An 11,716-nucleotide genomic window follows, 5' to 3' on the forward strand; every position below is an offset into this window, starting at 1 on the left:
GGTAGGCCCGCTCGGCACTGCCACCCTGCAGCCCGCCCGAGATGAACCACAGGTTGAAGTCGATCCCGGGCTTCGTCGAGCTGGAGAAGATGTGGGGCGAGAAGGCTCCTCTCTCGTGGGACGTCGACGACCCGACGCCGGTCGCGAAGTCGGTCTGCGGCCTGCTGTCCGACTGGTTCCCCGCCACCACCGGCTCGATGGTCTTCGTCGACGGCGGCGTCCACTTCCTGGGCCTCTGACCCGTCCTTGCTTGTCGGAACGCGGGGGCCCCACGTTTCCCCAAAGGGAACGCGGGGCCCCCGCGTTCCCTTTGGACAGCGGGCGCGGGCTCGTCGCGTGCGGGGATTCGGCGTCTGATTTGATGGGCCGGTGAGTTTCGACGCGCTGCTCTGGTTGTCCTTTGGTGGACCGGAAGGTCCTGAGGACGTCCGCCCCTTCCTGGAGAACGTGGTTCGCGGACGTGGCGTGCCGCCGGAGCGGCTGGACGAGGTCGAAGCCCATTACCAGCACTTCGGCGGCGTGTCGCCGATCAACCGCCTGAACCTGGACGCCATCGAGGCGGTCAAGGCCCGCGGTTTCGAGCTGCCGATCTACTTCGGCAACCGCAACTGGCACCCCATGGTCGAGGACACCGTCGCCCAGATGAAGGCGGACGGGGTGCGCAGGGCGCTCGTGTTCCCGACGAGTGCTTACGGCGGCTATTCCGCGTGCCGGCAGTACGACGAGGACATCCTGCGCGCGCTGGCCGCGGTGCCCGGCGGCCCCGAACTGGTGAAGCTGCGCCAGTTCTTCGACCACCCGCTGTTCATCTCCGCTTTCGCCGACGGCGTCCGTGCGGCCGCTGACTCCTTGTCCGGTCCGTATCGGCTCGTCTTCACCGCGCATTCGGTGCCGGTGTCCGCCGACAAGGCCGCCGGACCGCCCGAAGAGGGCGGCTACCGCTACTCGCGCCAGGTCGTCGAGGCATCCAGGCTCGTCGCCGCCGAGCTGGGCATCACCGAGTACGACGTGGTGTGGCAGTCGCGGTCCGGCCCGCCGCAGATCCCGTGGCTCGAACCGGACATCGTCGACCACATCGACGCCCTGCACGCGAAGGGCGTCACCGGGGTCGTCGTGTGCCCGATCGGGTTCGTGTCCGACCACCTCGAGGTCGTGTGGGACCTCGACACCGAGGCCCGCGACCGCTGCGCCGAGCTCGGCGTGGAGTTCGCCCGCGCCGCCACCCCGAACTCCGACCCGCGCTTCGCCGAACTCGTGGTCGAGCTGGTCGCCGAGCACACCGAGGGTGTTCCCGCGCGGAAGCTGTCCTCGTTCACCGTCGCCGGCTGCACGGTGAACGGCGCGCCGTGTGCGCCGTTGTGTTGCGAACCCGCGAAGAGGCCCGCCCGCGCTTGAACGCGGACGGGCCCGCTCGATCAACGCAGGACGACGCCGTGCATCGCGCCGAGGTCGGCCCAGGGCAGCCAGTCCGCGCCCCAGACGTACGGCCGGTTCACGACGTGTCCGGTCGCCTTGTCGCGGGCGTAGACGTGCAGTGAGGCGTCGGCGTTCACGGTGATCGCCGGGGCGCCCGTGACGTCAGCGCCCACGTCCGACCAGCCGAGCCAGCCCCGGTTCGGGTCGTAGGCCTTCTGGAACACGTGCCCGGACGGCTCGCCGCGGGCGTAGATCTGCAACGACCCGGCGTACGTGGTGACGAACGGGCTGTCGGACACGACTCCGCCGAGGTCCTCCCACGCCATCCAGCCCTGGCCGGGTACGTGGACCTTCTGGAACACGTGCCCCGAGTCGCCCACGGCGTGGAGGTAGATCGCCCCGCCGTACTCGACGGCCGTGGGACTGCCGGACACGACCCCGCCGAGGTCCTCCCACTCCCGCCAGCCCTGGTTCGGGTGGAACGCCTTCTGGAACACGTGCCCGGACGGCTCGCCGCGTCCGTAGACGTACAACGACCCGCGGAACAGCAACGCCGCCGGGTTGCCGGAGATCACGCCGCCCAGGTCGGTCCACCCCGACCAGGCCTGCTCGTACTTCTTCTGCGCCAAGCGTCCGTCGGCGGCGCGCACGAACACGTGCAGGCCGTTCTCGAACTCGATGGTCACCGGGCGGCCCGCCGCCGAACCGCCGAGGTTCTCCCACGCGGCCCAGGAGCCGTTCGTGAGGACTCGGTGCCACAGCTTGCCGTCCGCGCCGGGAGCGAACACGTGCAGCTCCTGGCCGCGGACGTGGACCGCCACCGGCCCGGCGAGGTTGCCGCCGAGCGGTGCCCAGTCCGTCCAGCCCTGGCCGCGTCGCAGCACCTTCTGGTGCAGCTGCCGGTCCGCGCCCACGGCGAAGACGTGCACGTCCTCGCCGAAGCTGACCGGCGCCGGCTCCGCGACGGCCGTGGTGGCGGCCGTGTCCCTGACCCAGGCGGCGATGTCGTCGATGCGCGCGTGCGTGCTGCCCTGCCGGGACTCCGTGACCGCCAGGCAGCCGTGCTGCCACGAGGTGGTGCTCACCCCGACCAGTTCGACCACGCCGCCGCTGGTGCGCAGCGCCGGCCCGCCCGCGTCGCCCTTGCAGGTGTCGACACCGTTCGCCCCGGTGCTCGTGAACCGCAGCGGGTCGACCGAACTGACCGAGAACGGTGCGATCCTGGGCTTGTCGGGCACCCACTCGGTGGCCGTCCGGCCGAACCCGCTGACCTGCAACGCCTGTCCCGCGACCGGCGCCGCGGTGCCCAGCGATACCGGTGCCACGTCCACGACCGGTGCCGCGAGCTTCGCCAGCACGACGTCGCGATCGCCCCGGCGCACGAGTTCCACCACGTCGGCCGTCGTGCCGGTACCGCGGCCGAGGTCCACGTCGCCCAGCGTCACCTTCACCGGCGAGGCGGGCATGCCGCCCTGCGGGTTGGCCGGGAAGCACGACGCCGCCGTGATCACCCAGAACCGGTCGACCAGCGCGCCGCTGCACGCCCCACCCGAGTGCGCGACCCTGGCCACGAACCCGTACTGCCCGCCGGACACGACCGTCCCACCGGACAACCCCGCCGCCGCGCCCGGTAGCCCCACTGCGGCTGCCACCACCGCGACACCCGCCAGGCAGGTTCTCACCCGCCGTCTCACTCGACTCATTTCCCCCAGCCCCTTGTGTTCGTCCTCGCTGACGTCTCCGGGGCGCGCTGGAAAGCGCACACGAAAGCAAGCCCTCGATGTGGTGTCTCCCCAGACCAGCGATGCCCCCAGGTCAGCGCTGAGCGCATGATCGCGTGCTCAGCGGGAAAAGCCAAGAGCCCCGTTGTGTTGCGAACCGGTCAAGAGGCTGGACAGAACTTTTTCAACGAGCGAAGAATTGGCTGCATGACCAGTTCAGTGACGACTTCTGGGGCCGTTGAGGTCACCGGGCTCCGGGTGCATCGGGGCAAGCGTCTGGTCCTGCGGGATGTGAGCTGCTCGATCCCGCACGGCAGTGTCACCGGGTTGCTGGGCCCGTCCGGCTGCGGCAAGACGACGTTGATGCGCTCGGTCGTGGGCGTGCAGATCGTGTCCGGCGGTTCGGTTTCGGTGCTCGGCGCGCCCGCCGGCAACCCGAGCCTGCGCAACCGGATCGGGTACGCGACGCAGAGCCCCTCCGTGTACGCCGATCTGACCGTGGCCGAGAACCTCCGCTACTTCTGCGCGGTGTTGCGCGCGCCCCGGTCCGACGTTCAGCGCGTGATCGCCGAGGTCGGGCTGGGCGGCCATGAGTCGCAGCTCGTGTCGTCGTTGTCCGGTGGCGAACTGTCGCGGACGAGCTTGGCCGTGGCGTTGCTGGGCAAGCCGGAGCTGTTGGTCCTCGATGAACCGACCGTCGGCCTCGATCCGTTGCTGCGTGACGAGCTGTGGACGCTGTTCCGTTCGTTGGCTGCCCGTGGCGTCACGTTGTTGGTGTCCAGCCACGTGATGGACGAAGCCGCACGCTGCGAACGCCTGCTGTTGATGCGTGACGGCGCATTGCTCGCCGACGACACACCCACGTCGTTGCTGTCGTTGACCGGCACGGGCGACCTGGAGCAGGCGTTCCTGTCGCTGGTCCGGGCGAAGGAGGCGGCGTGAACACCTCGATTCTGCTCGCGACGACCGCGCGCATCCTGAACCAGTTCCGGCACGACCGCCGCACGGTCGCCCTGATGATCCTGATGCCGTCGCTGTTGCTCATCCTGCTGCGCTTCGTCTTCAACTCCGAAGCCGCCTTCAGCCGCGCCGCACCGGCCCTGCTCGCGGTCTTCCCGTTCGCGATCATGTTCATCGTCACGTCGATCACGACCCTGCGCGAACGCACCACGGCAACGCTGGAACGCCTCATGACCATGCCGATCGGCAAGCTCGACCTGCTCTTCGGCTACGCGCTGGCGTTCGGCGTGGTGGCGCTCGTCCAGGTCCTCGTCGCGGTCGGCATCTCGCTCACCTGGCTCGGCCTGGAGATCGGTGGCTCGGTGTGGCTGCTCGTCGTCATCGCGGGCCTGGACGCGTTGCTGGGCACGGCTCTCGGACTCTTCGCGAGCGCGTTCGCCCGCACCGAGTTCCAGGCCGTGCAGTTCATGCCGTTGTTCGTGATGCCACAGGTGTTGTTGTGCGGCCTCTTCTCGCCGCGTGAGGCGATGACGCCCGTGTTGGAGTGGTTGTCCAACATCATGCCGTTGTCCTACGCGGTCGACGCACTGACCGCGGTGACGACGTCGAGCGACATCACCGGCGAACTCGTGCGCAACCTCGCGATCGTGGCGGCGTGCGGGCTCCTCGCGCTGGTGCTCGGCGCGGTGACGCTTCGACGCCGTACTCCTTAGTGCCGGCCGGCGCCGCTGTCGGCCAGCACGCGCACGGCCTCGTCCACCGCGGCACAACGAGCCCGCCGCACCGCCTCCGACACCGGCTTCAAGGCGTCGGTCCGCGCGCTCATCGCCGACGCCGACATGGCCCCGCCCGGCGCGTCCGAGCGCGCCACGGACAGGATCGCGTCCACCTCGGCGGCGCGCTGCAGCACCCGCAGCGCGCGCGGGGGCATCGCGTCCGGCCACGGCAGGCGTGAGTTCGCGGTCGCCAGGTCGGTGATCTCCTTGCGCACGTTCGGGCGGTGCTTGGCCACGTCGAGGGACGCCAGGGCGGCCGTCGCCTCGCGCAGGGCGGCACCCAGGCCGTGCTCGGCCTCCCCGATCGGGATGTGCTCCAGGCCGTTGGACGACGGCAGGTCGAAGACGGTCCAGCGCATCACGCCGTCCGCCACGATCTTCGGCACGAGGCCGACGTGCACGGACGGGATCACGAGCGCCTCGCCGGACCGCAGCGCGCACGTCGAGAGCGGGCCCTTGCCGCCCAGGCCGCGCACGTCGCCGGGTATGGGCAACGCGAGCCGCGCGGAGGTCGCGCCCGCGCGCCGCAGGGCGGCCAGCAGCAGGGCGGGGCCCACCGGGGCCTCGTCGGGACCGGGGAGGTCGAGCGCCGTGGCGGTGCCGTCGTCGTCGGCCACCACCTCGTGCTGCTCGGCCCACGTGTGCAGGGCGTCGAGGACGTCGTCGGCGGCGGCCAAACCGTGCAGCCATCCCGACGTCCACACGACCAGCGTGGCACTCGCACAGGACACGGGACGAGATTACGTGGCCTCGGCCCGTGTGCCCCACCCGGTGTGCCTGATCCGAGACACCTAGTTGGCCGGGCCGATGTGCTGTTCGAGCAGCGTGCGGAACGACGTGAGGTCCTCATCGGACGCGAAGGCCCGATGTGGCACCGAGAGCGACGCCGCGTCGAGCGTGTCCAGCACGAAACCCTGCCGCGTCTCGGTCCAGCCCGGCAGCTCCTCCCAGACGATCTCCTCGCGCACCGCGGTGCCCACGGCCATCCGGAACGACTGGTCGTCGGCGCTGCCCACGACGGTCCGGCTGATCATCTCGTCGGAGGAGAACCGCCACCACACCGCGACCGGCTCCATGAACCCGATGACCAGCGCGCACACCAGGCCGAACACCGCGACGGGAAACATCTCGTCGTCGAAACCGAACAGCAGCACGAGCGAGATCACGCCCAGTGCAACCGCGAACCACGGCGCCCACTTGAACATCGGCACCATCGCCCGCAGGCTGGCCCGCCAGTCCGCCGGTGACGGCGCCCACTTGAAATCCACACTGTTGCTCATCGCCCCGCATTCTGCTGCACGATGTGGTCATGGATCTGGGGGATCAGGAAAACAGGACATTCGCGCGCAGAACGGTGCTGAAGGGCGCGCTCGCCGGAGCGGCTCTCGTCGTGGCGAACCAGGGGACCGCGCAGGCCGCCGCGGAAGATCCGGAACAGCGGCTGCTGCAGATCGTGCCCGGCGGCAACGGCGTGATCTACGCGCTGTACGCCGACGGCCGGCTGAAGTGGTTCAAGCACAACGGGCGCAACGACGGCAGCCCCACCTGGGCGGACGGCAACGGCCGGGAGATCGGGTCCGGCTGGCAGATTCACCCGACCGTGCTCGCCTCGCAGGACGGCCAGCTGTTCGGCTTCTGCGGTGACGGCACGATCTGGTGGCACAAGTGGGTTCTCACGAACGCTGCAACGGGTGCCGGCTATTGGCACGAGAACACGAACGAGATCATCCACACGGGTTTCCGCGATTACTCATACGTGTTCGGCGGCTGGGACGGCGTGATCTACGCGGTCGACGCGCAGGGTGACATGTACTGGTTCCGATATGTTGTTGGAGACGGCACGAACGGCTCCGGGGCGTGGGCCAACAACGGTGTCGGGCAGAAGATCGCGACCGGCCGGCGCGACTACGACGGCTACTTCGCGGATCAGCACGGCGTCATCTACGGGATGCGGCACGGTGCGGTGCTGCACTGGTTCCGCTATCTCGCGGGTGACGGCACGAACGGGCCCGGCGCGTGGGCCAACGACGGCCAGCCGATCCACATCGGCACCGGCTTCGACCTGGGCGGCTGCGTCGAGCGGTTCGCGGAGAACGGCGTCGTCTACGTCGTGTGGGTCAACCGCGACCACACGCAGCCGGACCACCAGCTGGCCTGGTACAAGCTGCAGAACCACACCACGATCGACCGCGACGGCGTGGTGTGGACGGAGGGCAACGGCAAGGTCGTCGGCACCGGCTTCACCGTGACGCGTGCCGCGAACCTGCAGGGGTACACCGCGTGGTCGGTCTCGGCCGGTGATCAGCTGCCGGTCCGGGTGTCGACGACGTTCGACAGCTACCAGGCGAGCGTGCTGCGGCTGACCGGGCCGATCGAGCAGGGTGGTGCGCACGAGATGTGGGCGCCGCGCACGTTCACGGGTCGCCGGCAGCTGCTGCGGGCTGGTTACCGCGAGAACGGTGCCGGGTGGCAGACGGACTTCACCGTGCCCGTGGGCGCTGACTGGGAGTCCGGCTTCCACGTCGTCCGCCTCGAAGGCGCACACGGCTTGCGGCAGTACATCCCGTTCGTGGTGAAGCCCCGGCAGCCTGCGCGGAAGGTCGCGTTGTTGCTGCCGTACCTGACGCACAACGCCTACAACCACTGGGGCGGGCACTTCCAGTACAGCTGGGACGAACGCGCCGCGCGTCGCCGCATCACCACGCAGCGGCCGTTCGCGAACGCCTACGTCGAGGCGCCTGGGTTCATCGACGTCCGGTTCTACGGTGACCTGCTGCTGATGAAGTGGTTCTCCGACAACAACGTGGCGTACGACTGCTACCAGGATCTCGACCTGCACAACCCGTCGTGGCTGGCGCAGTACAAGGTGCTCGTGCTGGCGACGCACCCCGAGTACTGGACGCCGGAGATGCGCACGGCGTTGGAGAACTACCTCGCCGGTGGCGGTCGTGTCGTCTACACGGGCGGCAACGGCATGTACGAGCGCGTCGACTACAACGCCGCCGGTGGGTTCGTGCTGCACCGCAACGTGGACGGCAACCGCTGGCTGTGGCGCGACCAGGGGCGTCCCGAGTCGCAGGTGCTCGGCGTCGCGTACGACAGCTACTCCTACATGGACATGCATCCGTACGTCGTGGACGCCGACCACCCGTTCCTGGAGGGGACCGGCCTCAGGATCGGCGACAGGTTCGGCCGCGAGGGCTACAACTTCGCGGCGAGCGGCTGGGAGGTCGACACGCGTACGGCCGCCGGTCCCGAGGCGCCGGGCGTCGTCCGCTTCGCTCACGGCGAACAGGACCACGGTGCGGAGATGTGCGTGACGCCGAAGCCGAACGGAGGGTGGGTGTTCGCCGCGAGTTCCTTGTGCTTCAACGGTGCTCTCGCGCACGACCCCGCTCAGTCGCGCATACTGCTGAACGCCGTTCGGGCGGGTCTGGCCTAGCGGCTGGAGTCGCTCCACGTCGACGGGCCAGGTTCGGGTGCGTAGCGTCGTCTGCGTGACCCAGAACCTGGCCCGCACGGCGGGCGAACTGCGCGCCGCCGGGCACCTGCCGCGCGGCGTCAAGACCGAGATCAGGGAGAACCTCCTCGCGGCACTGCGCGAGGGGCGGAACCCGTGGCCCGGCATCGTCGGCTTCGACCGCACGGTGCTGCCGCAGCTGGAACGCGCTCTGCTGGCCGGCCACGACGTCGTCCTGCTCGGTGAGCGCGGACAGGGCAAGACGCGGCTTTTGCGCACTTTGGTGTCGTTGCTCGACGAGTGGACGCCCGTCATCGAGGGCTCTGAGCTGGGCGAACACCCGCTCGACCCAATCACGCCGGAGTCGAAGCGCCGTGCTCTGGAGCTCGGCGACGACCTGCCGGTGGTGTGGCGGCACCGCGACGAGCGTTATGCCGAGAAGCTCGCGACGCCCGACACGTCCGTCGGTGACCTCGTCGGCGACGTCGACCCGGTGAAGGTGGCCGAGGGGCGTTCGCTCGGTGACCCGGAGACCATCCACTTCGGCCTGCTGCCGCGTGCGCACCGCGGCATCATCGCCATCAACGAGCTGCCTGACCTGGCCGAACGCATCCAGGTCGCGCTGCTGAACGTGATGGAGGAGCGCGACATCCAGGTCCGCGGCTACACGCTGCGCCTGCCGCTGGACGTGCTCCTGGTGGCCACCGCGAACCCCGAGGACTACACGAACCGCGGCCGCATCATCACGCCGCTGAAGGACCGCTTCGGCGCCGAGGTCCGCACGCACTACCCGTTGGAGGTGGACGCCGAGGTCGACCTGGTGCGCCAGGAAGCCTCGCTGGTCGCCGAGGTCGGTGACCACCTGCTGGAGATCATCGCCCGGTTCGTCCGCCACCTGCGCGAGTCGTCGTCGATCGACCAGCGCTCGGGCGTGTCGGCCCGGTTCGCGGTGGCCGCGGCGGAAACCGTTGCGGCGTCGGCACTTCGCCGTTCCGCGCTGATCGGCGAGACCCCGGCCATCGCGCGTCCGGTCGACCTGGAGTCGGTGCCGGACGTGCTGCGCGGCAAGCTGGAGTTCGAGGCGGGGGAGGAGGGGCGCGAGGACGAGGTGCTCGTGCACCTGCTGCGCCGCTCGATCGCCGACACCGCGCGCGCTCGCCTGGCCGGGTTGAACCTTCGTGCTCTGGCCGAGGTCGTGTCCGACGGCCACCCGGTGGCTACGGGTGATCGCGTGCACGCCGGTGATCTTCTGGCTGCTCTGCCGGAGTTGCCGATCCTGCACGAGGTCGCCGCGCGGATGGGTGCCGGCCCGAAGGATCCGGTCGGCCGCATCGCCTCGGCCGTGGAGCTGGCTCTGGAATCGCTGTACCTGACCCGCCACCTGGCGAAGAACTCCGACGACGACCGATCGGTGTACGGATGAGGTACCGGTACGGACGCTGGAGCGGGGGCGCCGATCCGCTGGCGCCACCCGTGGACCTGCGTGCGGCCGTCGACGAGCTCGGCCGCGAGATCATGGAGGGCGCGTCGCCTTCCTCGGCTCTGCGCGAGCTGTTGCGGCGCGGCGTCGACGGCACGCGCGGACTGGACGACCTGACGTCGCGGCTGTGGCAGCGGCGGTCGTCGATCCAGCGGCGGCACCGGTTGGACGGGACGTTGTCCGAGGTCCGTCGCTTGCTGGAGCAGGCTTTGGAGGCGGAGCGGCGGGCGTTGTTCCCGGATCCGTCCGATGACGCGCGTTTCCGCGAGGCCCAGCTCGACGCTTTGCCGCCCGGTACCGCCGCGGCCGTGCAGGAGCTGTCGTCCTACGACTGGCGTTCTTCCGAGGCTCGCGAGGCTTTCTCGCAGATTCGTGAGTTGCTCGGTCGTGAGCTGCTGGACCAGCGCTTCCAGGGCATGAAGGAAGCGCTGTCCAATGTGGACTCGGACGACGTGAAGCGCATCCGGCGCATGCTCGCCGACCTGAACTCCTTGCTGGAGGCGCACGCGGCCGGTTCTCCTGACACGCCGCGGTTGTTCGACGACTTCATGCGCAAGCACGGCGACTTCTTCCCGGAGAACCCGCGCAACGTCGACGAGCTCATCGACGCCCTGGCCGCTCGTTCTGCTGCGGCGCAACGCATGATGAACTCGATGACCGACGAGCAGCGGGCCGAGCTGTCCGCGTTGTCCCAGCAGGCTTTCGGTGGGATCGGCTCGCAACTGTCCACTCTGGACTCTCTGTTGCAGCAGTTGCGTCCTGGCGAGGACTGGACGTCTTCCGCCCGCTTCCGCGGCCAGGATCCGCTGGGCCTGGGCGAGGGCGCGCAGGCGATGGCCGACCTCGCCGAGCTCGACGCGCTGGCCGAGCAGCTCGGCCAGTCGTATCCGGGTGCGCGCCTGGAGGACATCGACCTGGAGGCGCTGGAACGCCAGCTGGGCTCGTCGGCCTCGGTTGACGCGCGCCGCCTGGCCGAGCTCGAAAAGGCGTTGCGCCAGCAGAACATCGTGGAGCGCGCGCCGGACGGCTCGCTGCGCCTGACCCCGAAGGCGTTGCGGCGCTTGGGCGAGACCGCACTGCGCGGCGTCGTCGACCAGCTGCGTTCCTCTCAGGGCTCCCGCGACACGGTCTCGGCCGGCGCCGCGGGCGAGCTGATGGGCTCCTCGCGACCGTGGCAGTTCGGCGACACCGAGCCGTGGGACGTGCCGCGTTCGTTGCGCAACTCTGTTCTGCGCTCAGGCTCGATGTCCCTGGACGTAGTCGACCTGGAGGTCTCAGAAACCGAACACCGCACGCGCGCGGCCGTCGCACTGTGCGTGGACACCTCCTGGTCGATGGTGCAAGACGGCCGCTGGGTGCCGATGAAGCGCACGGCCCTTGCCTTGCATCACCTCGTACGCACCCGTTTCCGCACCGATGCCTTGCAGTTGGTCACGTTCGGCCGCTACGCCGAAGCCGTGGACATCGGCCAGCTGACGTCTCTGGAAGGCGTGTGGGAGCAAGGCACCAACCTGCACCACGCGTTGCTGCTGGCCGGGCGGCATGTGCGCCGCCACCCCGACGCGCAACCTGTCGTGCTCGTGGTGACCGACGGCGAACCCACCGCCCACCTCGAACCCGACGGCGACGCCGAGTTCAACTACCCGCCGCTACCTCGCACCCTGACCAAGACGCTGAACGAGGTCGACGCCCTGGCCCGCCTGGGCGCCACGATCTCGGTGTTCAAACTGGGCGACGACCCCCGCCTGGCCGAGTTCGTCGACATCGTGGCCCGGCGGCAACCAGTGGATGATCATCCGCGACCTCAAGGAACTCGGAGGTGTGCGTACCGGTCAACGCGCTCCCGGACGTGCCGGCGCCGGTGTCGTTCGTGGACGGAGCGGGCGTTGCTACCGGCGGCGTG

At 69.7% G+C, this 11,716-nt stretch carries 9 protein-coding genes and 1 pseudogene; 7 read left to right on the top strand and 3 right to left on the bottom strand.

Translation table 11 applies throughout. The features are described from left to right. Positions 1–56: 56 nt before the first annotated feature. Both ABZX92_RS43050 and ABZX92_RS43055 read left to right on the top strand, forming a co-directional pair. Positions 57–239: pseudogene (locus tag ABZX92_RS43050) on the top strand (SDR family oxidoreductase); the annotation flags it as partial. Positions 240–369: 130 nt separating this feature from the next. Beyond that, the gene (locus tag ABZX92_RS43055; protein ID WP_355571498.1) at positions 370–1,395 is read left to right on the top strand and encodes a ferrochelatase; all 1,026 of its coding nucleotides are present in this window, start codon (positions 370–372) and stop codon (positions 1,393–1,395) included. A 20-nt stretch (positions 1,396–1,415) separates the two neighbouring features. Here the strand turns inward: ABZX92_RS43055 and ABZX92_RS43060 are convergent, their stop codons facing one another. Further along, positions 1,416–3,098, bottom strand: a complete 1,683-nt coding sequence (locus tag ABZX92_RS43060) for a trypsin-like serine protease (RefSeq protein WP_355571500.1) — start codon at positions 3,096–3,098, stop codon at positions 1,416–1,418. Between the two features lie 246 nt (positions 3,099–3,344). Between ABZX92_RS43060 and ABZX92_RS43065 the strand changes: the two genes are divergently transcribed. After that, positions 3,345–4,079 carry an ABC transporter ATP-binding protein gene (locus ABZX92_RS43065; protein ID WP_355571501.1) on the top strand — a complete coding sequence of 245 codons (735 nt, stop codon included), beginning with the start codon at positions 3,345–3,347 and terminating at the stop codon, positions 4,077–4,079. Continuing rightward, complete coding sequence (locus ABZX92_RS43070; RefSeq protein WP_355571503.1) at positions 4,076–4,810, top strand: ABC transporter permease; 735 nt, start codon at positions 4,076–4,078, stop codon at positions 4,808–4,810. Before ABZX92_RS43065 ends, ABZX92_RS43070 begins: the two co-directional genes overlap by 4 nt. On the opposite strand, the gene ABZX92_RS43075 is transcribed toward ABZX92_RS43070, so the two are convergent. Continuing rightward, positions 4,807–5,604: a hypothetical protein gene (locus ABZX92_RS43075; RefSeq protein ID WP_355571505.1), complete on the bottom strand. Its 798-nt coding sequence runs from the start codon at positions 5,602–5,604 to the stop codon at positions 4,807–4,809. The genes ABZX92_RS43070 and ABZX92_RS43075 overlap by 4 nt on opposite strands. A gap of 60 nt (positions 5,605–5,664) precedes the next feature. Further along, entirely contained in the window at positions 5,665–6,153 is a 489-nt protein-coding gene (locus ABZX92_RS43080; protein WP_355571507.1) for a YcxB family protein, read from the bottom strand. Positions 6,154–6,182: 29 nt separating this feature from the next. Here ABZX92_RS43080 and ABZX92_RS43085 point away from each other — a divergent pair, with 29 nt between their 5' ends. From ABZX92_RS43085 to ABZX92_RS43095, 3 genes are all read left to right on the top strand, one after another. Next, positions 6,183–8,315, top strand: a complete 2,133-nt coding sequence (locus tag ABZX92_RS43085; protein WP_355571509.1) for a N,N-dimethylformamidase beta subunit family domain-containing protein — start codon at positions 6,183–6,185, stop codon at positions 8,313–8,315. Positions 8,316–8,370: 55 nt separating this feature from the next. Further along, positions 8,371–9,756 carry a sigma 54-interacting transcriptional regulator gene (locus tag ABZX92_RS43090; RefSeq protein ID WP_355571511.1) on the top strand — a complete coding sequence of 462 codons (1,386 nt, stop codon included), beginning with the start codon at positions 8,371–8,373 and terminating at the stop codon, positions 9,754–9,756. Next, positions 9,753–11,716: VWA domain-containing protein (locus tag ABZX92_RS43095; RefSeq protein ID WP_355571513.1), on the top strand; the 1,964-nt coding region annotated here is incomplete at its 3' end. The genes ABZX92_RS43090 and ABZX92_RS43095, both read left to right, overlap by 4 nt.

Source organism: Lentzea sp. NPDC006480, from assembly GCF_040611995.1.
Taxonomy (GTDB): domain Bacteria; phylum Actinomycetota; class Actinomycetes; order Mycobacteriales; family Pseudonocardiaceae; genus Lentzea.

Bases quoted from the DNA above. Each gene is read 5' to 3' on its own strand.
- ABZX92_RS43065 (WP_355571501.1), top strand. From the start codon at position 3,345: ATGACCAGTTCAGTGACGACTTCTGGGGCCGTTGAGGTCACCGGGCTC.
- ABZX92_RS43080 (WP_355571507.1), bottom strand. From the start codon at position 6,153: ATGAGCAACAGTGTGGATTTCAAGTGGGCGCCGTCACCGGCGGACTGG.
- ABZX92_RS43085 (WP_355571509.1), top strand. From the start codon at position 6,183: ATGGATCTGGGGGATCAGGAAAACAGGACATTCGCGCGCAGAACGGTG.